Genomic DNA, 24223 nt, shown 5'->3' on the forward strand with positions numbered 1-24223 from the left:
ATGGACAAGTTTGATAGAGCCGACAAACGCTGGCGGATAGTCAACGACTGGATGATTCGCCAAATCGAAGGGGGTGAATGGGCGGCCGAATCAAAACTGCCCTCAATTCGCTCCTTGGCGCGACTGTTTGAAACCAGCATCACCACCGTTCAGCGAGCCCTGACGGATCTGCAAGCCAATGCCTATGTCTTTACCGTTCCGCGTGTCGGTTATTTCGTCTCGGCAACTGCACAGACAAAACCTGCGAGCGGTTTTGATTTCTCCAGCGTCTCCGTCAACGTCAATCATGCCGTCGTCACAATGCTCTCCCAGGCGGCCTCCCGCGCCACGGCATCGTTGAGTTCCGCCGTCTTGCACAGCGATCTCACCCCGCACGTTCTGTTGAACAAGTGCCTGAGCGCCGTGGCGGCCAAAGCCGACAACGCGTTGACCGGGCTGGTGGCCCCTCCCGGCCTGCCGGCGCTGAGACGGCGAATTGCCGGACTCATGCTGGCACGCGGTGTCGTCTGCGGGCCGGACGATATCCTCGTGACGTCAGGCGACACTGTCGCCCTGGAACTGGCCCTCGAGGCCATCGCGCCCAGGGGTTCGACTGTCGCCATCGAGACGCCCACCTACTACGGAATACTGCAGACCATTGAACGCCTGGGTATGCGCGCCCTGCCCATTCGGACTCACGGCAAACTGGGCATCGATGTCGACCATCTCGAAGAGGCCCTGAAACAGAAAAAGGTCGCGGCGATCTTTCTCAATCCAACCCTGCAAAACCCACGCGGCTTCATCATGCCCGATGAAACCCGCGCACGACTTTCACGGGTGGCTCGCGCGGCGGATGTGCCCATTATCGAAGACGATATTTTTTTCGATCTGGTGCCGGAAAGGGATCGCACGCGCGCCATCAAGAGTTACGACACCAGCGGCCAGACGATTTACTGTTCGTCATTCTCCAAGACGGTGGCCCCGGGTTATCGCGTGGGCTGGTGTGTCGCCGGAAAGTACCGCGATGCGATTCTTGCGCAAATGTTTTCCCGCAACCTGGCGGTCTCGAGTCTTGCGCAACATGTACTCAGTGAGTTCATCGGCCGCGGGTACCTGGAAGAGCACTGCGCCAGGCTCAGAGCGCAACTGTCCTCGCTCTCCAGCTTTTTTGAAGCACGGGTTCGATCGGATTTTCCCGTGGGTACGCTCTACGTTCCTCCACGCGGAGGTTTCATCCACTGGATCGAACTGCCGGGGCACACGGACATGTCGGCGCTGGAACGTTTGGCGAGCGAACGAGGTTGCCATGTCGCCGGCAGCGGGATTTTTTTCGCCAACGGCCATCCCACCACCGGACTCAGAATATGCCTGGGGACAACGCTGTCGCCGCCAGTCATGCAGAGCTTGAGCGTTATTGCCGAATGCGCGCACCTGGCGGCGGGCAACTCGCCGGTGCGGCAGAAAATGCACCTCTAGCTGTCACCATTCCAGTGGAAAACCAGATTGCGAGCCGTGCCGTCCCCGACATCCGTCACGTCACGCCGCACCTCGCCGTTACGAGTCGCAACCACGGTGTACTTGCCGGCGGGCAACTGGACATAAACCAGAGGGCCGGCCTGATTAATCGTCAACACGGTTTGCCCCTGGGCTTTTTGAATGACCACATCCACGTCGGGTATGTATTCATTCAGCGCACCCACGGAAAACGTCATGTGCAGGTTGTAACCCTTGGCCTGCTGGATAGCCTTTGCCTCATCCTCGCCGATACCGCCGGACAGGTAGCTGATCCCGTTTTGCAGTTGCGGCTGGACCTGCACGCCCGAGCTATCGACCGCGTCGAGGCTGGCGGCATAGGACAGGTTCGGGAACATCAACACGCCGAGGGCGGCGAGCAGCAATACGAGGGAATGGACGTATTTCATGATGGCGACTCCCGGGTTCCATGGAACCCAATCGCTACCTCTTTTAGATTTCTGGCGGGATGCTCGAGTTTTAGATTGATTGGCACTTGGAATCACTGCGAATGGGACTACAGGGTGTATTCCGAATTCCTGGGTGTCGTCGGCATGATCCTGCAAAACGAATCCGGCATTTCCTTCCGATCTACCGGCAACGCCCGGCATCGCTGACCCGCCCGTCATTGGCATCCTTTTCTGCCAGTTCATCCAGCGGCGGAAAACTTCATGAGCAACCTCAAACCCGACAACACTCAAGACCCACAACTCGCCTCACTGCTTGGCAATCTTGGGGAGCTGATCCGGCAGGCACGCCAGAAAGTGTTGAGAGCGGTCGATACCGCTCAGGTGCAAACCTGCTGGCAGATTGGGCGGCATATTGTTGAGTTCGAGCAGCAGGGGGCCCGGCGGGCGGAATATGGCAAGCAGTTGCTGTTGACGCTGGCCCAGAGTCTGACAACGGAGTTCGGCAAGGGGTTTGACGAGACCAATTTGCGAAAAATGCGCCTGTTTTATCAGGCGTTTCCAATTCGAGACGCACTGCGTCTCGAATTGAGCTGGACCCACTACCGCAGGCTGCTGCGCGTCGACAGTGACAAGGCACGCACGTGGTACATGGACGAAGCCGCCAACCAGAACTGGTCAAGCCGCGCCCTGGAACGGCAGATCAACACCTTGTACTACGAGCGCCTGTTGATGAGCCGGGACAAGGCGCCCGTCATGACGGAAGCCGCGACCAACATCCATGCGATGGCCGAGAACCCCCGGGAATTCATCCGGGATCCCGTGATGCTGGAGTTTCTTGGCCTGCCCAATGCAGGGCTCGTCCAGGAAACTGAACTCGAACAAGCCCTCATCGAGCAACTCCAGGGCTTCCTGCTGGAACTGGGCAATGGTTTCGCCTTTGTCGCCCGCCAGCAACGCATCAGCACCGAAGGCCGAGACTTCTACATCGATCTGGTGTTCTACAACTACCTGCTCAAATGCTTTGTCATCTTCGATCTCAAGCGCGGTGAACTGACCCATCAGGACGTCGGGCAAATGGACATGTATGTGCGCATGTACGACGACCTCAAGCGCAACGCAGAAGACGGACCGACCGTCGGCATCATTCTGTGCGCGCAAAAAAACGAGTCGGTGGTGCGTTACTCGGTGTTGCAGGGCAACGAACAACTGTTTGCCAGCAAGTACAAACTGGTGCTGCCGAGTGAGGATGAACTGCGGGCGGAGCTGGATCGGGAACGAGCGGCGCTTGAGGAACGGTTGCTCAACCAGCAAACATGTTAGCGCTGACGGATTGTTCACAGGCTGCGTGAAGACTATCGTTGGCAGCTACCCGCAAAGGTTCGAAGTCGATGAATTTGCAGGACATGTCCTCACTGGCCCCAACAGAGTTGGCGCCATCTGCTCCCGGTGCCTCCTTCAAGGAACCCGCCCCCGACGGCTTCCTCCTTGGCGGTTTCACCTGGCGCCACGCCCATCACGACAGCACCCGCCCGGTCGTGATCATCAACGCCGCCACCTCAGTCCGCTGCCGCCACTACTCGCGTTTCGCCGATTACCTGTTTGCCAACGGCTTCGACGTCATCACTTACGACTACCGTGGCATCGGCGAATCACGACCGGCGTCGTTGAAAAAACTCGACGCCACCTGGTCCGACTGGGGTGCGCTGGATTTTGAAGCGATGCTCAAGCGCGCTGAACGTGAATTCCCCGGCCAACCCATCGACGTGATTGGCCACAGTTTCGGCGGCTGTGCGGCGGGCCTCGGGGCTTCCGGGCACTTGATCCGGCGCCTGGTGACCGTCGGCGCGCAGTTCGCTTACTGGCGCGACTATGCACCTGCTCATCGTTGGAGGATGTTCGGCAAGTGGCACTTGGTGATGCCGATGGTGACGATGATCTGCGGTTATTTCCCCGGTAAACGCCTCGGTTGGTTGGAAGACACCCCCGCTGGCGTCGTCCGTGACTGGAGCACGCCCACGTCGCGGTACGAGACGCGCCCCAGCGGCCGGGTGATCCACGCAAAGCACGGCCGGCTGCCGTTCGCCAATGTCACGGCGAAAACCCTGGCGATCAGCATTAGCGACGATCCTTACGGCACCGTCCCGGCCATCGAGCGCTTGCTCGACTACCTCACCGGCGACACGACCATCCATCTGCGAATCGAGCCGAAAGACATCGGCGAAGAAGAAGTCGGACATTTCGCCTTTTTTCGTAGCCCATACCAAGCCACACTATGGCCCATTGCATTGTCCTGGCTGCAAAACGGCGAACTGGCCCCCGATACCCCCGGGCGGCGAGTGCCACGCAACTGAGTGACCTGCCCTCTCAACGAAATACGGAACGACGCCCATGGCCTCCGCCGACAAGCAGCAAAAACGCGCCACCCGTGCCAAAGCCAAGGCCAAGCAGAACCGCACCCAACGGGCCGCCGCCCCCGTCGAGCTGGACCCGAACGATGATCGTATCGACTTCGAATCGGTGGACCTGACTGAACTGTTCAAAGAAATGATCGATGCACAAAAGATCAGCCAACAGGCGATGTGTGCGGCATTTCTTGAACACCCGCTGCTTGCATTGGTGCTGGAGCAGGAAGGCGAGGAAACAGCGACAGACTTTATCCTCGCCGCACTGATCGAGTATCGCCAGTGGTCCGCCGAAGTGGACGAAGCAGCCGCCCTGGCGTGGATCGAATCCCCAATCTTCCAGGCTGACTACGTGGCGGCGTCCGACGCCATCGCGGCCCAAACACAACCGAAAGCGAACTGAAATTAATGGCATCCCTGAACAAGCAACAGAAACGCGCCAAACGCGCCAAGATCAAGGCCAAGCAAATCAACATCCACGGCCGTAAACCCGCCACGCTGGACGAAGATCTGGATGATGACCTGGGCGAAATCGGCGAGCCGATCCCGGAATACACCCTGGCGATGTTCAGCAAAATGCGCGACGCGGAAGCCATCGGCCGTAACGACATGCTGCTGGCCCTGCTGTCGGACCTCGCTGGCATCATCAGTGACCATCCAGAACTGCTGGATATGGAAAACGCCGACAACGAAGCCATGGCCGCCACTCACCTGGCTGCCGACATGCTGATCGACTACCGCATGTGGGCCGACGGCATGGACCGCGACGCCGCCCAGGCGTGGCTGACCGATCCGCAGTTCATCACTGACTTCGGTACTGCGCTGGACAGCTATCGCCAGACGCTGGACGACAGCGAGGCCAAGGAAGAGTCCGTTTGATCAATTGAATCCCGGACAAACAAAACGGGCGCAATCATCGCTGATTGCGCCCGTTTTTTTTGTCCGCCGAAGATCAAATCTTAGGCAGCGACACCTTCCATACGCGGGATTTCAATGCCGATCTTGGAGCTGGCGTAGCTCAGGTCACCTTTGGCGATGGATTGAGCCTTGAAGCCGGCACCGATCAGGTCCTGCACGTACAGCTTGTTGTAGATGAACATAAACACCAGATTGCTCAGGCTGAAGGTGAAGCAGGCCACGACGAACATGATCGCTGCCCACTTGATGTCACCACGGAACAATGCCGGGAAAAAGCCAAAGAAAAACACGGTCCACGAAAAGCCGATTGGCGCTTCTTTCATGGCACCGGTTTGAGGGTTTTTGAACACAACCGATGTAAACGCCATGTCTATCTCCTTGATGCCCCAATGGATTGGCTGAATGGCGGGGTTAGCTCCATGCAGCTCTGATTCTGATCTGCCGGGTTAATCGGCAGGCACACGCAAATGCATCTGTGACGCGCGTCAGATGAGGGAGCAGGCATGAAAGGGTCGGGGGCTTTAGCCAGGAAGGCTGGGGGCGTCGAACAATCCGTGTCCTGGAACTCCATCGCATCTCGCAACAGCGAGATACACATTCGTTGCGAAGGCTACTATCTCGCCATCACTGTGTCCATCAGATAGCCACTTGAACAAGCGCCTGACTGAAAACAAAAACGACCGCGATCATTTCTGATGGCGGTCGTTTTCGTGTTTCAACAGCACTTGGCTTGAGTCAGAACACTCAGCGCGCGACTGCGGCGATCAACTTTTCATTGCGACGACGACGGGCCACAAACAGCCCGACCGCTACCACCATCAAGCTCAGGAAACCCGTCGCGAGGATTTCCACGCGATGGGCTTCCTGGAACAGCATGATGGTCAGGGCCACGACGATGAAGACGATCACCGCGTAGGTCAGGCCCGGGAACAGCCACATGCTGAAGGCGATTTTCTCGCCACGGGCCATACGCTGCTTGCGCATACGCAGTTGCGAGATAGCGATCACCAGGTACACCAGCAGCGCGATGGCGCCGGAGGTGGCCAGCAGGAATTCGAACACGGCGGCCGGGGCCACGTAGTTGGCGAATACCGCGACGAACGCAGCAGCGGTGGACAGGATGACGGCCCAGTACGGCGTGCCGCTTTTGTTGGTGCGTTGGGAAACGGCCGGCGCATCGCCGCGCTTGCCCAGGGAGAACATCATGCGCGAGGCGGTATACAGCGCCGAGTTCAGGCAGCTGGTTACAGCAACCAGTACCACGATGTCGACGATCAGCTTGGCGTTCGGGATGCCCATGCGTTCAAGCACGGTCTGGTAGGAACCCACAGCGGCCAGCACTGGATCGTTCCATGGCACCAGGGCCACAACGATGAAAATCGAAACGAGGTAGAACAAGCCGATCCGCCAGATCACCGAGTTGGTGGCCTTGGAGATTTGCTGGCCCGGGTTCTTCGATTCTGCGGCGGCGATGGTGACGATCTCGGTGCCCATGAAGGAGAACATGGTGGTCAGGATCGCGCCCAATACTGCGCCCATGCCGTTTGGCAGGAAGCCTTGGGTGTCGAACAGGTGCGAAACGCCGCTGACCTGGCTGTTCGGCAGGAAGCCGAAGATCGCCAGAATGCCGAGGCCGATGAAACCGATGATCGCGATGACTTTGACCAGGGCGAACCAGAACTCGAACTCACCGTAGTTCTTCACGCTGAACAGGTTGGTGACCGTCAGCAGCAGCGTGATCACAAGCGTGAAGGCCCAGATCGCCACATTCGGGAACCAGGCGTGCAGGATGGTCGCGGCGGCGTTGGCCTCCAGCGGAATCACCAGCACCCAGAACCACCAGTACAACCAACCGATGGTGAAACCGGCCCAGTGACCGATCGCGCGATCGGCGTATGTCGAGAAAGAGCCGGTGTCCGGCGAGGCCACGGCCATTTCGCCGAGCATGCGCATCACCAGCACCACCAGTGCACCGGCGGCAGCGTAAGCCAACAGCACGGCTGGGCCGGCCGCTGCGATAGCGTGGCCCGAGCCAACAAACAGGCCGGCGCCGATAACCCCGGCGATCGACAACATGGTCACATGACGCGGTTTGAGCCCCTGTTCGAGGCCATTGGAGCTTTGGGTGCTGCTCATTGAAACTACCTTTGCAAGGAAAGCGATTCAGTCCACCGCGTCTGGCATTTCTTTCTCGTAAAAAGAATCCAACGGGGCGTTCCTTATTCTGCACGCAATAATTGCGCCAAAATGTTACAAAGTCCCCGGATCCGCGGCTCTCCGCTGGACCGGACGGTCATCGCAAGTCATTGAGATTAATGGCAATTCGCCAGAGCGTTACCCAGCGACCCACATTAAGGACGAAGCAGTGCACCAGAAACACACTGAAAAAAAGCGGGACGCACAATAAAAGTGCAGATCGGGTACGTTTGGCCGGTTAGCGCTTCCAACACCCCGCCAAAGCTGGCAACATCGCGCCTTTTTTTACGCGACACCCGCGGGGCAGCTGGTTCAAACGGCTGTTCGGTTGATAGCAGCGCGACACACTGCTGTACCGATGCGACAACCTGCCACACACCATTCGTTTACCGCCCGTAGCGCTGTTGGCTGCCATTCGAACGCTATGCTAGCTTGGCCGCCTCGCCAGGAAGGCCGCCAACAGCAGGAGTGAAACACTATGAGGAACGCACATGGCTGAGGCCACGCCCGCGCTTGAAATCCGCAACTTGCACAAACGCTACGGAAAGCTTGAGGTGCTCAAAGGCATCTCGCTGACCGCCCGCGACGGCGACGTGATCTCGATCCTGGGTTCCTCCGGTTCCGGCAAGTCCACGTTCCTGCGTTGCATCAACCTGTTGGAAAACCCGCACCAGGGCCAGATCCTGGTGGCCGGCGAAGAACTCAAACTCAAGGCCGCGAAGAACGGCGAACTGGTTGCCGCCGATGGCAAACAGATCAATCGCCTGCGCAGCGAGATTGGTTTTGTGTTTCAAAACTTTAATCTCTGGCCGCACATGAGCGTGCTCGACAACATCATCGAAGCCCCGCGCCGAGTACTCGGCCAGAGCAAGGCCGAAGCCATCGAAGTCGCCGAAGCCTTGCTGGCCAAGGTCGGCATCGCCGACAAGCGCCACGCCTACCCGGCGCAATTGTCCGGCGGCCAACAGCAACGGGCAGCGATTGCCCGCACGCTGGCGATGCAGCCCAAGGTGATCCTGTTCGACGAGCCCACCTCCGCCCTTGACCCGGAAATGGTCCAGGAAGTACTTAATGTCATCCGCGCATTGGCCGAAGAAGGCCGCACCATGTTGCTCGTGACCCACGAAATGGGCTTTGCCCGTCAGGTCTCCAGCGAAGTGGTGTTCCTCCACCAAGGCTTGGTAGAAGAGCAAGGATCGCCACAGCAGGTGTTCGACAACCCGCTTTCGGCGCGCTGCAAACAATTCATGTCCAGCAACCGCTAACGGAGCTACCCGCATGCAGAACTACAAGAGAATCTTCCTGGCTGCTGCCGTCACCCTGGCCTTCAGCGCCGGCGCTGTCGCCGAGACCTTGAAGATGGGCATCGAAGCGGCCTACCCGCCGTTCAACAACAAAGATGCCAGTGGCAATGTCGTCGGCTTCGACAAAGAAATCGGCGACGCCCTGTGCGCCAAGATGAAAGTCGACTGCACCGTGGTCACGTCTGACTGGGATGGCATCATCCCGGCCCTGAACGCCAAGAAATTCGACTTCCTGATCTCCTCGATGTCGATCACCGATGAGCGCAAGCAAGCGGTGGACTTCACCGACCCGTACTACTCCAACAAGCTGCAATTCATCGCCAAGAAAGACGTCGACTTCAAAACCGACAAGGCTTCCCTGCAAGGCAAAGTGATCGGCGCACAACGTGCGACCCTCGCCGGCACCTGGATGGAAGACAACATGGAAGGCGTTGAAGTCAAACTCTACGACACCCAGGAAAACGCCTACCTCGACCTGACTTCCGGTCGTCTGGACGGCATCCTGGCCGACAAGTACGTCAACTACGAATGGCTGAAAAGCGACGCTGGCCGCCCTTACGAATTCAAGGGTGACCCGGTGGAAGAAAGCGACAAGATCGGTATCGCTGTACGTAAAGGCGACACCATCCGCGCCAGGCTGAACCTTGCGCTGAAAGAAATCGTCGAAGACGGTACTTACAAGAAGATCAACGACAAGTACTTCCCGTTCAGCATCTATTGATTCTGACCTGCCTGACCGGCGCCGTTCGCTGACGGCGCCAGTCCTTGGCATTGCCTGCCGCGATTGAAAAGAAACCCATGATTATCGACCTCTACGGATTCGGCCCGGCGCTCGCCGCTGGTGCGCTGATGACTGTGAAACTGGCACTCTCGGCGCTGTGCCTGGGGCTGGTGCTCGGTCTGCTCGGCGCCTTGGCCAAGACATCCCCGCACAAGCCGCTGCAATGGCTGGGCGGCACTTATTCGACGTTGGTTCGCGGTATCCCGGAATTGCTCTGGGTGCTGTTGATCTACTTCGGCACCGTCAATCTGATGCGTGCCTTGGGCGAGTTTTTCGGCAACCCCGACCTCGCCCTCAATGCCTTCGCCGCCGGCGTGATCGCGTTGGGCCTGTGCTTCGGCGCCTACGCTACGGAAGTGTTTCGCGGCGCGATCCTGGCGATCCCCAAAGGTCACCGTGAAGCCGGCATTGCCTTGGGCCTGTCGAAATTCCGCATCTTCACCCGACTGATCATGCCGCAGATGTGGCGCATCGCCCTGCCGGGCCTGGGCAACCTGTTCATGATCCTGATGAAAGACACCGCGCTGGTGTCGGTGATCGGCCTGGAAGAAATCATGCGTCACGCACAAATCGGCGTGACTGTGTCGAAACAGCCGTTCACCTTCTTTATGGTCGCTGCATTCATGTACCTGGGCCTGACCATTCTGGCCATGACCGGCATGTACTTCCTGGAACGACGCGCCGCTCGCGGCTTCGCGAGGAGCACCCAATGAACTGGGAAGTCATCATCAAGTGGCTGCCGAAACTGGCCCAGGGCGCGACGCTGACCCTGGAACTGGTGGCCATCGCTGTGATCGCCGGGTTGCTGCTGGCGATTCCGCTGGGCATCGCGCGTTCGTCGCGACGCTGGTATGTGCGGTCATTGCCCTACGCGTACATCTTCTTTTTCCGTGGCACGCCGTTACTGGTTCAGTTGTTCCTCGTCTACTACGGCCTGGCGCAGTTCGATGCCGTGCGCAACAGCTCGATGTGGCCGTACCTGCGCGATCCGTTCTGGTGCGCCACGGCGACCATGACTTTGCACACCGCTGCCTACATCGCCGAGATCCTGCGTGGCGCGATCCAGGCGATTCCACCGGGCGAGATCGAGGCCGCGCGGGCGCTGGGCATGTCCAAGCCTAAGGCGCTGTTCTACATCATCCTGCCCCGTGCCGCGCGCATCGGCCTGCCGGCCTACAGCAACGAAGTGATCCTGATGCTCAAGGCCAGCGCCCTGGCCAGCACCGTGACCCTGCTGGAACTGACCGGCATGGCCCGCACCATCATTGCTCGCACCTACTTGCCGGTGGAGATCTTCTTCGCCGCGGGCATGTTCTATCTGTTGATGGCTTACGTGCTGGTTCGCGGCTTCAAGCTGCTGGAGCGCTGGCTACGCGTCGATGCCTGCCAAGGGCGTTGATTCCTCCTGCGTGCTGACGGGCGAGGCCCTACTCGCCCGTTTCATGGCGCTGGATGCTTTTCTGATTGAGCATCAGGCACTGTGGAAGCCTCGACCGTTTACTCATCTGCAGCTGCCTTGGGAAACGTCCTACCCTTCGTTGTCTTCCTGGCTACGCGGCCGGTCGCTGGAAGCAGCGGAAAACAGTCATAACCAACCTTGCTTGCTGGATGCGCCGGAGCCGTTTGCTTCATTGGCGGCGTTGTCGCTTGAGCTGAGTTCGGTGGCTGAGCTGCCGGCGCATGCGCTTGAGGCGGCCGGACATCGGTTGAACGTCGATGTGCCGGGGCGCAAGTGGCAGCAGATTGAGGCGTTTGCCAGTCGTTTGTCGTTTGCTGCGCCGCCGACGCAGTGGCTGGATTGGTGTTCGGGCAAAGGCCACCTGGGCCGACGCCTGCTGCAAACCGGGCAGCAACTGACCTGTCTGGAATACGATCCTTCTTTGGTGTTGAGCGGGCAAACACTCAGCCAGCGTCATCAGTTGCATGCGCTGCATGTTGAGCAAGATGTACTCGCCGCCGGCGCGGCTTCTTTATTGAAGAGCGAACACACCCCGGTAGCGCTGCACGCCTGTGGTGATCTGCATGTGCGGTTGATCCGACTCGCCAGTGAGGCTGGATGTAAACAATTGGCCATTGCACCGTGCTGCTATAACCGGATCAGTCTTTCTAGTTATGAGGCGCTTTCCTCGGCGGGTATGGGATCCGGCCTACAGCTATCCCTCGAAGATCTCGCACTGCCGATGAGCGAAACCGTCACCGCCGGTGCACGGGTCCGACGTCAACGGGACACTTCCATGGCACGGCGCCTGGGTTTTGACCTGCTGCAACGGCAACTGCGCGGCGTCGACGAATACCTGCCCACTCCGTCCCTGCCCAGCACCTGGCTGGATAAATCCTTCGCCGACTATTGCCATCATTTGGCCGCACACAAGGAGTTATCCACAATCGGCGCGCAGGATTGGCCAGCCCTCGAAGCCGCCGGCTGGCAGCGATTGGCCGAAGTGCGCAATCTGGAGCTGCTGCGTGGCCTTTTCCGACGTCCTCTGGAGCTGTGGCTGGTACTTGATCGGGCACTTTTCCTCGCCGAGCAGGGTTACACCGTTCGTCTCGGTACCTTCTGCGAAACCCCGCTCACACCGCGCAACTTCCTGCTTCTGGCCGAACGCCCTTAAACAGTCGCAGCCTGTGGATAACTCTGTTGATGAAATTCTCGTGGATCCAATAAATGCGCTGTTTCGCGGCTGAAACACAACTGTTCATTTTTCGTACATATAAATAAAAAACCCTAAAAACAGGGATTTGCGAACAAATGAGAACGAGTCCACAAAAGCGCCGTTGAGCCTGCTCATCAGGCGTCGCGTTGTGCATAAGCATTCAATCGAAACGACATAACCGCCGAATACCGGACGCCATGAAAGGAAAATCGCACTTGGCACCCACCCTTGCTATAAAAGAGGCCAAGGGCGCCAACAGCGCGGCCACGAGCGAATGACAGGAAGCGACAGTGACGTTCATTTCTTACGCACAGAATTTCGAAGACATCCGCCTGTGGCGCGCCCTCAAACAGTTCGAAAACGGCTTCTACATCGACATCGGCGCCAATGACCCCACCCACGACTCCGTGACCAAAGCCTTTTACGACCGCGGCTGGACCGGCATCAACGTTGAGCCGATGCAAGCCTTCCATGATGCGCTGTGCCAACAACGGCCCAACGACACCAACCTGCAATGCGTGGCCAGCGACAGCGCCGAAGATCTCACCTTCTACGGCATCCCCGGCACCGGCCTCTCCACCGTCGACCCGGCCACCGCGCAAGAGCGTACAGCCCTGGGCATGGACATCCACCGCCAAACCGTCAAAGCCCGCACCCTCACCTCCATCTGCGAGCAATACGCGCGGAACCGTCCCATCCACTTCCTGAAAATCGACGTTGAAGGCCACGAAGAAACCGTCCTGCGCGGCATGGACTTCGCCACCTGGCGCCCCTGGATCATCCTCATCGAAACCCCATGGGCCCGCGACCACACCTGGGAACACCTCGTCACCGACGCCGGTTATCAGGCCGTCCTGTTCGACGGCATCAACACTTGGTTCCTGCCCAACGAACATCTTGACCTCAAACCCGCGTTCGACATCCCGCCGTGCAACCTCGACAACTTCCAATTGTGTCGGGGTCATGCCCTCGCCCACCCGCTCAGCGCCGCTGATCCGGACGCTGAAAAGCAACTCACCATCGCCCTACAACGCGCCGAAACCGCCGAAGCGCAGCTGCGCGCCATGCAAAATAGCCGGGGCTGGCGCACCCTTCAGAAACTCAGGAAAGCCCTGGTTCGAGGCTAACCTGAAGGCCGCGTAAAAATAGTCTGAATTCAGGGGTTTACAGAACCAATCCAATCGCTATAATCGTCGCCCTAACACGCCGGTATAGCTCAGTTGGTAGAGCAACTGACTTGTAATCAGTAGGTCCCGGGTTCGACTCCTGGTGCCGGCACCATACAAGGTTCCAGAGAAGGCTTTCAAAATCTCTGAAACCCCCGAAAAACCCGCCTTCTGGCGGGTTTTTTCGTTTTGGCGTTCCATCGGTTTCCGTCAGAAACTGGTGGATTCCAACCGTTTTAAGGGTAGAGTTTGGGATACAGGTCACTTCGATAAAAGGGAGTACCCTTATGTCGCGCACCACAGCTCCGCTCTCCGACGCAGCTTGCCGCTTGGCAAAACCTACAGACCGCGCCTACAAGCTTTTCGATGGCGATGGCCTCTACCTCCTAGTCCAACCCAATGGCCGCAAAGGCTGGCGGCTCCGTTACGTCAAACCCGACGGACGGGAAGGACTGACCTCGTTCGGCAACTACCCCGTCATTGGCCTCGCCGATGCGCGCCGCAAGCGCTTGGAGGTCAAGCGAATGCTGACGGATGGCATTGATCCCATAGAGACCAAACACCAAGCCAAGGCGGAAGCCGTAATCAAAGGCAGAACTTTTGAAAGCGTTGCGCTCGACTGGCATACGGAAATGTCGGCCAAGTGGGCACCAGGCCATTCCAAGACTGTGATGAGCCGCCTCAAAACCCACGTATTCCCGCTGATCGGCGCACGCGCCATTGTTGATCTCGACACCCATGACCTTATGCAGCCCTTGGAAGCGATCAAGAAGCGCGGAACGATAGACGTTGCTTTAAGGGTACAAAACTACCTGCAGAGCATTATGCGCGAGGCAAAGCGCCTCCGGCTTATCACCATAAACCCTGCTTACGACCTCGAAGGCTCGATCAAGGCCCCGCGGGTGGTCCATCGCCCCGCTCTACCCTTATCGCGACTGCCGGAACTGCAGGAGCGGATCGACACCTATAAAGGTCGGGCACTTACCCGTCTGACGGTGATGCTGTCGCTGCATGTGTTTGTACGATCCAGCGAGCTGCGTTTCGCCCGCTGGAGCGAGTTCGACCTCAAGCGCGGCACCTGGGAAGTACCGGACACTCGACCCGCGTTGGAGGGAGTACCCTTTTCCACAAGGGGTACGAAGATGGCAGGGGATATCCATTTAGTACCCTTATCGCCGCAAGCAGTGGCGCTACTCGAAAAAATCCATGCACTCACAGGTAAATTCGCATTGGTCTTCGCAGGTGATGCCAAACCCTGGAAACCCATGTCCGAAAATACCGTGAACAATGCGCTACGGACGATGGGGTACGACACCAAAACCGATATCTGCGGGCATGGGTTTCGTTCGATGGCCTGCAGCGCACTGATCGAGTCAGGACTCTGGTCCGAGACCGCCATTGAAAGGCAGATGAGCCACAAGGAACGCAACAACGTCCGCGCCGCTTACATCCACAAGGCCGAGTTCATTGAGGAGCGCAGGCTGATCATGAACTGGTGGAGCCGGTACTTGGAGGCCAACCGGCAGGAGCATGTCACTCCCCACGAGTTTGCTAATCAGACTGGCACCAACGTCACCCGGATGAAGGTAAAACGTGGGTCGATCGCGTAAATGCATTCCCTAGGCCACCGTAGCAAATCGAACACCTCGTCATATTCGATTCACTAAACAATTTAATTCTAGACAATTAATCGGATATAAATCTTGAACACACTAGGCGATACGCGATGGAGAAAACAACCCAAAACAGTCAACCGTATAACACCTAGCTCCTAGAAAGGAAATACGAAGACCTCTATAGCTTACTGAACTGTTATTTATTACTTTTTGCTACACCCCAACCTTGATCAAATTCGTTAGCATTGACGTAACCTTAAAGGTTCCAAAAAAATTATGAACAAGTGTGATACTTGATTTAAATCCTGGGATACCGAATATAGTCACAGTATAGATTTTTTCATTTTTTGTTTCGGGATCGCCGAACTCCATAAAATCCATCGGCTTACCGGAGTAAAATCTACCAATAGCATCTTCTAAATTACGCAACTGAACATCCGAATCATTTTGGAAATTATGATATACATGTGAAAGACTATAGTTCACCGGCAGCGACGAACCACAGGACTTAAAGATTATTCCACATGAAAGAGCAGTAAAGAAATCATCAAACCGCGAAGAGTCGACGTGATACTTAACTGCTCCGCACTCCGATTGAACTGCGCCTTTTGCCAATAGATTGCGTAATGCGTAATTATTGTAGGATAACTGAGGCGCAACTTTACTAAGAAACACCTCTCTTGCCCTATTGCTCGGCGAGGCATTCATACATATCTGTGCTAGAACATAAATATCATCTGTCGATTTGGCGTTATTATGTTTTTTGCAAGACCTGACAGTAAGCAACTGCAATTTTTCCCCTTCTGGAAAAAAAGAGCGAGGGGGGATATGCTCCTTCGTCTCTCCATCCTCGTTACAATCTTGAAAATAACACTTCATAAACTTCTCTCTTTTAGTTTAAACAATAATTCGAGCAACACGGTATCTCTTTAAATTGCTACCTTTGAATATTATTCCATCCTTAAGGAGGTCATCAACGAAGTCTTTCACTACTTCACACCGCTTTTCGGTGCGGCGCATCCACCCCCAATAACTTGCAATTATGGGGTACAAAATTTTCGCAAAATCCGCTTTAGTACTATCATCACCACCGTTTTTAACCAGACCTCGAAGGCTCATCAAACGAAGCGATTCTTTATCAAAAAGTTTTTCATCAAGAATTTTTATTAATTTTTTTGCGGTTGTGGCATTCTGGCTTGCTGCATTTTTGCATGTGGTCACGAAATCAATTGCAAGATTATCTATATACTCCGAGCCTGATGAGTTTTTCGCTAAAGCTTTTCGTAATCGCCGTTTATCACCCATTTGCTGATGTGTAGGTCTTCGACCGGTCAAAAGTTCGACAAACGAAACTGCTACGGCATAAAGGTCATAACCATGCGCCGCCTGAGTCATGCCCTCAGGTCGATATGCTGGTGTATAACCTCGCAACTCTTTCCCTCGGCCAACTCCAACTCCGAGATCTATTATCTTAATCATATCCATATAGGACGGCATGCGGAACACGGTGTGCGGGCGTTTTTTGGGATTGATCAACACAAACAAATTTGCAGGCTTTATATCCGCATGAATAACAGAATTCAATCGCTGGTATGGCTTCCCATGCAAGGAACTTAAGCCATGAAGCACCGAACGGATAATCTCAAAAGAATCAAAATAATGCTGGATATCATTATTTTTATAACGATGCCTCGATATGTATGCAGATAGCGTGACCCAAGATCCGCCGAGATGCTCCATCGCGAATGCATGCCAACCATCTTCGCTTTTATAAAAATCGAAGACTCGGACGGTTTCACCGTCAATATCCCTACACAATTTTACCTCAGCGAGTAAATCGCCGTCACTTATCTTTAACGCGACAAGAGAATTCACCCACTTATCAGTTGCGCACCATACCGCGCCAAAACCGCTGGCCTCGCCAATGGCTTTATCTCCAATTATTTGGTAACGCAACTTAATTTGTGGAAATTTCTCATAGATCTCTTCTTTCGAAAGAAGCGCAGCGGAATTCATGTTTCATCCTTGCAAACATTATTAACGATGGGTATTGCGGCGAGTCTTGTCCTACCCGACTTCTTGTGAAATCCCGCGCTACGCTACTATTTTGACATCATCATGTCCAGTGACATCCTCAATAGGAGCAAATGCTGTTTGTTAAGATCTCTAGTTGGTCGTTGCCACTCAAAAGCAGACCGGAAAATCCCAAGCCACTCCTGCGCTCCTTCAACCGCTTTCATATGGGTCCTCCCAAGCCGGGCTGCGTAGCCGCCCGACTTGGGAGGACCTTATTAAAAAATCAAATTCTAGATAATCGTCTGTGGAAAACCACAGATTTCCACCGGTGGATAATTTAATCCACAACCGCAGAACTCCCAATAATTCGAGCCTTGACCCAAATTATCCACAGGCGTAGAAAAGATCGGGCAAAGCACTGTCGTTGACAGCAACCCAGGTTGTCAGAACCTTTGAGGCTACGCCACACCGTGGTGGTTCACCCAAAGTGCGATTAGCGTCCGGCGGCTCGCACGGTCACAGCGATGTGATGGATGCCTACTTTTATCAGTGTGCCCACTGCGGCAACTCATACTCTTTCATAACTGCCCCGCAGCAACCTATCCGCTTGGCCATTTCATTGCGCCAACCTGCGCCCGTCTCTTTCTTCCGGAAAGAGACGGGCGCTCCTACCGCTGCTGCAGCCCACCTCGTACAAGGCTTTGCGGCATTTCCCCTCGTGACAATCGGCGTGACAAACACCGAAGTCACCAGCAACAGCGATGCAGATGATGGTGCCGCAATCCACGGAATGGACTTCACCTGACTGACAGTCAGGCATGCCCCGGTCATCGCTTCACTGCCTTAACCCGACTCAGGATCTCGCGGCGCTGGTCTCGTCAGCCAGCGCAGCCTCCACCCGCCCACTTCTTCGGAAGTGCTCAGGAGGCCAGATCATGAGATGCCCAAGCTCCCGGTCGTAAGGAGCCGCCAGTCCCGCGTTAGTGGACAACCCTCACAGGTCGCAGGGGCCTTGATCCCTGATAACACTCAACATTCTTGGCGGGATGATGTGGGGAAGGTTTTACAAGTGTGGCTTCGAGAGGAGTATGGTCATGGGATTGGTCGGTAGACGGGATGGGCGTAATTTTGGGTATGGTCGGCAACTGAGTTATGCCGGACCGCAGGCGTTAAAAGACATGTTCGGCGGAGGGCATTACGGCACGGTCAAAGCGCACAGCGATCGCTGGCAGGCGTTTGTGCGCTGGTGCCGCTCAGACGATGGACCAGGGCTCAACGATGCACGGCAGATAGATCGCCAGATCTTGTCGGATTACGCGGCGCATCTGAGTCACTTAGTCGAGCGCGGCGACCTCGCTATCGCCACCGCACAAAATCGATTATCCAGCGTGAACCGGACCATGGCAGCGCTTCGCGGTGATCAGTACGTGAAAGTACCGAGTCCGAGCAAGGCGTTGGAAATGCAGCGCACCAATGTTCGTCGCTCGGTGCCGCAAGGCCAAGACCGCGAACACGTGAAGCGGCTCGTCGCCGTGCTCTGCGAACGCCAAATGCCGCGCGCTGCGGCCATCGCGCAGTTGGCGCGAGCCACCGGCATGCGCTTGCGCGAGGCGATTTTAGCCGACCTTCCGCGCCTGAAGCGCGAGTCCGAACAATACGGGAAGATCAACATCCAGGATGGCACCAAAGGTGGTCGCGCAGGTGCTTCGGCACCTCGCTGGATCGGGGTAGATAATCATATTCGTGATGCCCTGAGGTTTGCCGAACAGGCCTCGCCTGACACTAGCCGCAACGTATTAGCTCCGCACGAAAGCTACCAGGATTTCTTACAGGGCACTGTTCGCCCCGCTCGAGACATCCTCCACACGCACAACCTCAAAGGCTTCCACGAACTGCGGGCGGCCTATGCATGCGAACGCTACGAGCAAATCACCCTTCATCCCGCCCCCATCAATGGAGGCAATTGTTACCACCTCGATCAGAAGGCTCGAGCACAAATCAGCTATGAGCTGGGGCACGGTCGAATCGACGTTGTATCGGCGTACATTGGCGCTCGAGCATGAGCAAGCCATTCGATATGGAGATTTTTCTGGCGGGCGTTCTCACCGGGTCGCATGCCACTCGCGAACGTCACCTACGCCAAGCAAAGGCCATTCAAGCGGCGATCTCTGATCGCTGGCACTGAGAGAACCCATGGGCCTGGCAGAGAAAGCATCTCGCATGGTTTCTAAAAAACCACCTCAATCAACACGCCGAATCAACGCGCTATTACTATCTACTGACCATGCAGTTGATCACTGCTCGTCTAGGGAAGCCTTGGCAATTCAAAGTGATAGGTGCAGTTCCACCATCCATAGAGGACGTAAAGACCGACCATCGCAAAAAAAATAGGAGTTCGGCAGAAACGACCCAATAGCGGACATTCGTCTCGGCAGGCGACGTACATCAGCACTGGGTCAGCTTTAGACTCACAGAATATGACTGTACATATCTCAGAGCTAGAACTCAGGGATGACCTGCCTACCCTTGTTTTTTTTGGGAATGCGGCTTAGGATCTCTTCATGTCAGTGACTAGGAGCATCTCCAGTCTCAAGCTGACCTCTAAAGGCCTGTATCCGAGTTACTTTTGTGTGACTTCCCCAATCTGCTGATTGAGGGAAGCCGCACGAACAGTAAAATTTGCGTTACCCGTAACCCCCTTCCTGCCTGCACCTAAAGATCACTTTCAACTGTTCAATTAGCTGTGCACTTATGGTGCATTCTGGCTTAATACCTGCTTATGCGCCTTTTTTTTGTTACAGTGACCCCAGCCTGAATCCATAGTCTGCTGTACATATATAGACTGAGGCAAACACCACAACAGTATTAGTTTTGCTGTCACGAATAAAAAATTCGCGTAACAAATAGTGAGTCGAAGGTTTGAGGGGCTGTTATGGCAAAGAAAGAATTAAGCTCGATATTTGACGCCATGTATCATGGAAAACATGATTTCCAGGATTTTTTGGCGGGAGATATAACAACACGCTATAAAGTAACCACCCTCAAAGGCATGGAACTATACAAGACCGACGAAAAACTGAAGGCCTACCATAAATTTCTAAATTTATTTGTCTTTGAATTTTTAAAAGTAAATGAAAATGTTGTTTATTCCTACAGAAAAGGAGTGAACGTTGCAAGTGCAGTACAAAAACATGCCGGCAGCCGTCATTTTTTTCAAACAGACCTGAAAAGCTTTTTTAACAGTATTGATAGCGCCTTAGTAAGAGAAACAGTAAAAAACAATTTCGACTCTATACCTGTCTCCGACATAGACAGATATTTAGATAGAATTATAGAAATGTCAACCGTAAATGACATGCTGCCCATTGGGTTTTCAACATCCCCTATCATTAGCAATGCGTGTCTTCAAAAATTTGACAGCATACTTGAAGATTACTGTATCGCTCAAAATCTAATTTACACTAGATATTCTGACGACATTATCTTGTCTAGCAGTGGGGACACCCGACTATATGGGATCGATACTACAGTTGGAGAAATGCTGAAAGAGTGTTTCGGCGAGAAGCTAAACCTAAACTTCAGCAAAACCAAATTTTCGTCTGTAGGAAATAAAATAAAAATTTTGGGGATGGTTATTTTGCCCAATGGGGCCGTCACCATTGATTCAAAACTAAAAAATACAATTGAGGTTCTACTTCACTTCTACGCGAGTGATAAAACCAAATTCAATGATAGACTAGAATCAGAAAGTTCAAAACTAAAAGGAGACAACAGTGTTGGCCTTTTACAGATATCGGGTTATTTGAACTACGTAAACACTACCGACCCCCACTACTTAAATAAACTACGGAAAAAATATGGAACTTCAGTTGTTGACGCGTTCATTCGCGGCACGGTGAAGTAGCCATGAAGTTGAGAATCCAGATCTCCAACATTCAACACATTCGAAACATGCTTGTAGATTTAGACCTGAGTTCGTGCAAGTTAACCTGTATCGTAGGAAGAAACGGCGCAGGCAAAACCACGTTAGTCAAGGCTATTCAAAACCTCCAGTTTGCTGACACATTTGCACGGACATCCCCGGCTAGCATCTTCAATACAGACAGCGCCGTAATTTATACTGCAGAAGATGATAAATATAGCTTTTATTATGATCCGGAGATCAGGACACTCAACTCAAAAGATATAATACCAGACGAAATCAAGGCAAGCATTGATGCCGAATTGCCTATGCCATATGGCCAGAGGTTTAACTTTTTCCAAAATATCATCTCAGCTGACCTAGATATTCGACGATCTATCGTATTGGATAATCATGAGCGTCCGTTAGAGCTTATAAAAATGCTGAATGAGATTTACTCTACTTCAAGATTTGACACCTTAGTAGAGATAAAAATCAAAAAAACAAACTATTATTGCGTTTTGTTAGACGATAGCAAATATATCCGAGAAGACTACTTGAGCTCCGGAGAGTTTTTTCTCATCAGCCTTTATCGAAAAATAAAGGGCGGGGCAAAACTCATTGCTATTGACGAAATAGATATTTCACTGGATGCTGCCGCACAAACAAAACTAGCTGGAAAGCTACGAGAGTTCTGTGAAAAGTATAAGGTTAACATTTTTTTCACCACGCACTCCCTCCCGTTAATGAAGACACTGCTGTACGGCGAGCTATTTCATTTGGAGGAGGTAGACGGAATTGTAAGCCCACTTCCAGTCTCTTACAACTTCATCAAAAGTTTGTTATTTGGATTCGAGGGATGGGACAAATACATCTTAACTGAAGACAAAGTACTGCAGCGCTTTTTAGAATTCATTATTAATAAATTTTGCGCAGAAACTTTTTATCGATTCAAAATTATTTACATTGGCGGAGCGCCCAATGTAGTTAATTTAATGCAAAGAAATGCTGACGAAGAATTTCTGTCGACAAAAGATAACGTAATTTCGATACTGGATGGAGACCAAGCAGACCAAAAGCACACTCTTAATTTTAAGAATGTTCATTGCATCCCTCTTAGCAGCGTGGAGAAGAAAATTTACGAGGATTATCTGTCAGGTGCAGAAGAACTAGTACGAGTGTCCGCCGGTCTTACGTTTCATGACGACAAAGACATGTTCAGCAAGTTAACTAGTAGACGGCTAATGTCAGAAGCTCAAATCTTTGAGTACTTGTGCCGTATCTACATTGACGAAATAACGAAATTCTCGGAAATACTAAAGTCCTTTTTATACGACCCCGTAGACCCAAAGGCCTGAAACGAATTCTATAAATGATAGGGGACTGCTCGTTCTGGCCCGGAATATCGCCAACAGATAGCCCCATCAAAAAGGATACATTTAGAGATAGAATAAAAAACACATATAACAAATATGTTTTTTTACAATGGGTTGTAGCGCTGTTCGACTCCTGGTGCCGCACCACACAAAACAAAGCCCCTGCAGCAATGCAGGGGCTTTGTCGTTTCTGGGCTTCGGAACTCTCTCACGTCAAAACGTGAAAACGTCCACAAAACGTCCACATTCAAATGTTTCGGCAGCCTCGTCGGCGCTCCCCCTTCTTCGACACCCTCAAAAACTCGCCTGACCCACACTGCTTTAGCGGGCTGTGCGCGTGATTGCGCGTCAGCGGTCGAGCCGATACCACGAATAGAACAAACACCGGTGACGGCACCTGCCCTATTGAACAACCAGGTCTCGGGTATCAATAACGACCGAAACGGTATTGGCCTGCGAATAAAGTTTTCATCAGGATGTTTCCAAGCACCGGAGTTGGCATGGATTTGATGTGCCTGGAGGCATTGATGGTTTCCAGGCATCAAGCCTGCGCCACGAACGGATGACGTTCTACTTCAGTAACAGAAAGTACCGTTGCCCTTCCACGTCGAGGGTTTGGATCAATTTTTGTTGGAGCTTTACACGCTATGCCAGATTGCCAGGAAGGCCATATGCAGCTGATCGTTTTTTGCCCGCCCAAAATTCTTCTCCAGCACGACGCCGCGAGTTGGTCTGCCGCGCTTGGCCGCGGTGGCATCCTGTTGAGCTGCACCTCTCGAACCAAAGAGATTGCCGCTCACCTTGGCGACAAGGTCCGCTACCAGCTCTTCGACAACTTCAATGACAACGCGCTCGTCGAGATCGATGCCTATCAGATCGCGCGGGGACTCGAGACGCCTCTATGCGTGGCCTTGGCCGAGGTCGATGTGCTGCGGGTGGCGCGCATCAATGATCGGCTCGGGGTCAGCCAGGGCGCAGAAGGCCGCGCGATGTTGTACCGGGACAAGTTCCTGATGAAGCAACGCGCCAAGGATTGCGGGCTTGCGATCGCCGAAATGGCGTCGATCGGCAACGCCACCGAGGCGGTTCGCTTCAGTGAGCAGTTCGATTTCCCGGTGGTCATCAAGCCTCGAGACGGTCGCGGCTCGAACGGCGTGGAAGTGATCAGGCACATGGCGCAGTTGAGGGAGTGGCTGTCCGAGCGCACTTCCAGCACGTTCCACAACCTGATGATCGAAAAGTTTGTGCACGGCAGCCATTACATCGTCAACGGGCTCTACATCGATGGACAGCCGATCCTGATTTCCCCGGTGCGCGTCATGACCTCGGCCCTGGACTTCCTCGGCGGGAAATCCCATGACCTGCACATGCTCAACTCCGACAATCCGATGTGTGATCGGCTGGTCCGTTATTCGCGGTTGCTCGTCGAGGATGTGCTGCCGTCCGAGCCGACCATGTTGTTTCACCTTGAGCTTTTCGTGGCCGAAGATGGCGAGATCATTCTCTGCGAAATTGCCTCTCGGTTGGGTGGGGTTTTCTTCAATCAGGAACTCACTCATGCCTGGGGCATTGATCCGCGGATGACCCTGCTGCATGCGCTCCGTGATCCGCTCTATCGCCCCGAACCACTGGCCGCACCGCTGCGGATGGTCGGACATATCAGCATTCCCCCACGCGTCGGCCTCCTGCGCGACGTACCGGAAAACTGCCCGCTCGACGGTGTCCTGGAATACCGCATTTCAGCCAAGAAGATGACGGCCTATGGCGGTATGGAATTCACCAACTCCGAGATCCTGAACGCCATTGTGGCGGGGCGGGATGAGGCTGAGTTGCGGGAGAAGCTTCAACAGGTCGAGAGCTGGTTCCATGAGCGTTGCGACTGGGCCGGCAGCGAAATCGCGCAAGCGGTCTAGACCGGCACCTCGCATCCTTTCCAAATAAATGCGCTGACCTTCCTGGACTGGATGGAATTGTCACGCCTTCAGATAAGTT

General features: G+C 54.4%; 21 protein-coding genes, 1 tRNA gene and 1 pseudogene. 18 read left to right on the forward strand and 5 right to left on the reverse strand.

Annotation, left to right across the window (positions count from 1 at the left end; translation table 11 throughout):
• Complete coding sequence (locus HKK53_RS18760) at positions 1-1455, forward strand: aminotransferase-like domain-containing protein (protein ID WP_169372057.1); 1455 nt, start codon at positions 1-3, stop codon at positions 1453-1455.
• Here the strand turns inward: HKK53_RS18760 and HKK53_RS18765 are convergent.
• Positions 1452-1901, reverse strand: coding sequence for a carboxypeptidase regulatory-like domain-containing protein (locus tag HKK53_RS18765; RefSeq protein WP_169372058.1), 450 nt, complete (start codon positions 1899-1901; stop codon positions 1452-1454). The two genes, HKK53_RS18760 and HKK53_RS18765, sit on opposite strands and share 4 nt — an antisense overlap.
• 261 nt (positions 1902-2162) lie before the next feature.
• Here HKK53_RS18765 and HKK53_RS18770 point away from each other — a divergent pair, with 261 nt between their 5' ends.
• The 4 genes from HKK53_RS18770 (at position 2163) to HKK53_RS18785 (ending at position 5182) form a co-directional block, all read left to right on the forward strand.
• Complete coding sequence (locus tag HKK53_RS18770) at positions 2163-3221, forward strand: PDDEXK nuclease domain-containing protein (RefSeq protein ID WP_169372059.1); 1059 nt, start codon at positions 2163-2165, stop codon at positions 3219-3221.
• 68 nt (positions 3222-3289) lie between these two features.
• Positions 3290-4252: an alpha/beta hydrolase family protein gene (locus HKK53_RS18775; RefSeq protein ID WP_169372060.1), complete on the forward strand. Its 963-nt coding sequence runs from the start codon at positions 3290-3292 to the stop codon at positions 4250-4252.
• Between the two features lie 37 nt (positions 4253-4289).
• The gene (locus HKK53_RS18780) at positions 4290-4706 is read left to right on the forward strand and encodes a hypothetical protein (protein ID WP_169372061.1); all 417 of its coding nucleotides are present in this window, start codon (positions 4290-4292) and stop codon (positions 4704-4706) included.
• A gap of 5 nt (positions 4707-4711) precedes the next feature.
• On the forward strand, positions 4712-5182 hold the full coding sequence (locus HKK53_RS18785) for a hypothetical protein (protein ID WP_169372062.1): 471 nt from the start codon (positions 4712-4714) through the stop codon (positions 5180-5182).
• 80 nt (positions 5183-5262) lie between these two features.
• On the opposite strand, the gene HKK53_RS18790 is transcribed toward HKK53_RS18785, so the two are convergent.
• Entirely contained in the window at positions 5263-5589 is a 327-nt protein-coding gene (locus tag HKK53_RS18790; RefSeq protein WP_169372063.1) for a hypothetical protein, read from the reverse strand.
• 376 nt (positions 5590-5965) lie between these two features.
• Complete coding sequence (gabP, locus tag HKK53_RS18795) at positions 5966-7357, reverse strand: GABA permease (protein ID WP_169372064.1); 1392 nt, start codon at positions 7355-7357, stop codon at positions 5966-5968.
• Positions 7358-7908: 551 nt separating this feature from the next.
• Here gabP and HKK53_RS18800 point away from each other — a divergent pair.
• From HKK53_RS18800 to HKK53_RS18835, 8 genes are all read left to right on the forward strand, one after another.
• Positions 7909-8682 (forward strand): ABC transporter ATP-binding protein, encoded by a 774-nt coding sequence (locus HKK53_RS18800; RefSeq protein WP_133837806.1) that lies wholly within the window; start codon positions 7909-7911, stop codon positions 8680-8682.
• Positions 8683-8695: 13 nt separating this feature from the next.
• Complete coding sequence (locus HKK53_RS18805) at positions 8696-9442, forward strand: ABC transporter substrate-binding protein (RefSeq protein ID WP_169372065.1); 747 nt, start codon at positions 8696-8698, stop codon at positions 9440-9442.
• Positions 9443-9519: 77 nt separating this feature from the next.
• Complete coding sequence (locus HKK53_RS18810) at positions 9520-10215, forward strand: ABC transporter permease (RefSeq protein WP_169372066.1); 696 nt, start codon at positions 9520-9522, stop codon at positions 10213-10215.
• Positions 10212-10901, forward strand: a complete 690-nt coding sequence (locus tag HKK53_RS18815) for an ABC transporter permease (protein WP_054054362.1) — start codon at positions 10212-10214, stop codon at positions 10899-10901. Before HKK53_RS18810 ends, HKK53_RS18815 begins: the two co-directional genes overlap by 4 nt.
• Positions 10882-12114: a methyltransferase gene (locus tag HKK53_RS18820; protein ID WP_169372067.1), complete on the forward strand. Its 1233-nt coding sequence runs from the start codon at positions 10882-10884 to the stop codon at positions 12112-12114. The genes HKK53_RS18815 and HKK53_RS18820 overlap by 20 nt, the downstream gene beginning before the upstream one ends.
• Before the next feature lie 332 nt (positions 12115-12446).
• Positions 12447-13283 (forward strand): FkbM family methyltransferase, encoded by an 837-nt coding sequence (locus HKK53_RS18825; RefSeq protein ID WP_169372068.1) that lies wholly within the window; start codon positions 12447-12449, stop codon positions 13281-13283.
• 78 nt (positions 13284-13361) lie between these two features.
• A tRNA-Thr gene (locus tag HKK53_RS18830) sits at positions 13362-13437 on the forward strand.
• Positions 13438-13609: 172 nt separating this feature from the next.
• The gene (locus tag HKK53_RS18835; RefSeq protein ID WP_169372069.1) at positions 13610-14932 is read left to right on the forward strand and encodes a tyrosine-type recombinase/integrase; all 1323 of its coding nucleotides are present in this window, start codon (positions 13610-13612) and stop codon (positions 14930-14932) included.
• Between the two features lie 219 nt (positions 14933-15151).
• On the opposite strand, the gene HKK53_RS18840 is transcribed toward HKK53_RS18835, so the two are convergent.
• Entirely contained in the window at positions 15152-15817 is a 666-nt protein-coding gene (locus HKK53_RS18840; protein ID WP_169372070.1) for a hypothetical protein, read from the reverse strand.
• 18 nt (positions 15818-15835) lie between these two features.
• A complete protein-coding gene (locus tag HKK53_RS18845) occupies positions 15836-16954 on the reverse strand; it encodes a serine/threonine protein kinase (protein WP_169372071.1) in 1119 nt (372 codons plus the stop codon).
• Between the two features lie 1094 nt (positions 16955-18048).
• Between HKK53_RS18845 and HKK53_RS18855 the strand changes: the two genes are divergently transcribed.
• From HKK53_RS18855 to HKK53_RS18870, 5 genes and pseudogenes are all read left to right on the forward strand, one after another.
• The gene (locus HKK53_RS18855; protein WP_169372073.1) at positions 18049-19017 is read left to right on the forward strand and encodes an integrase domain-containing protein; all 969 of its coding nucleotides are present in this window, start codon (positions 18049-18051) and stop codon (positions 19015-19017) included.
• A pseudogene (locus tag HKK53_RS32660) lies at positions 19014-19370 on the forward strand (hypothetical protein). The gene HKK53_RS18855 and the pseudogene HKK53_RS32660 overlap by 4 nt, the downstream one beginning before the upstream one ends.
• Before the next feature lie 516 nt (positions 19371-19886).
• A complete protein-coding gene (locus HKK53_RS18860) occupies positions 19887-20858 on the forward strand; it encodes a reverse transcriptase domain-containing protein (RefSeq protein WP_169372074.1) in 972 nt (323 codons plus the stop codon).
• Between the two features lie 2 nt (positions 20859-20860).
• The gene (locus HKK53_RS18865) at positions 20861-22213 is read left to right on the forward strand and encodes an ATP-dependent nuclease (protein ID WP_169372075.1); all 1353 of its coding nucleotides are present in this window, start codon (positions 20861-20863) and stop codon (positions 22211-22213) included.
• Positions 22214-22902: 689 nt separating this feature from the next.
• Complete coding sequence (locus HKK53_RS18870) at positions 22903-24144, forward strand: ATP-grasp domain-containing protein (protein WP_169372076.1); 1242 nt, start codon at positions 22903-22905, stop codon at positions 24142-24144.
• The last annotated feature ends 79 nt before the right edge of the window (positions 24145-24223 follow it).

It is taken from the genome of Pseudomonas sp. ADAK7 (genome assembly GCF_012935675.1).
Classification (GTDB): domain Bacteria; phylum Pseudomonadota; class Gammaproteobacteria; order Pseudomonadales; family Pseudomonadaceae; genus Aquipseudomonas.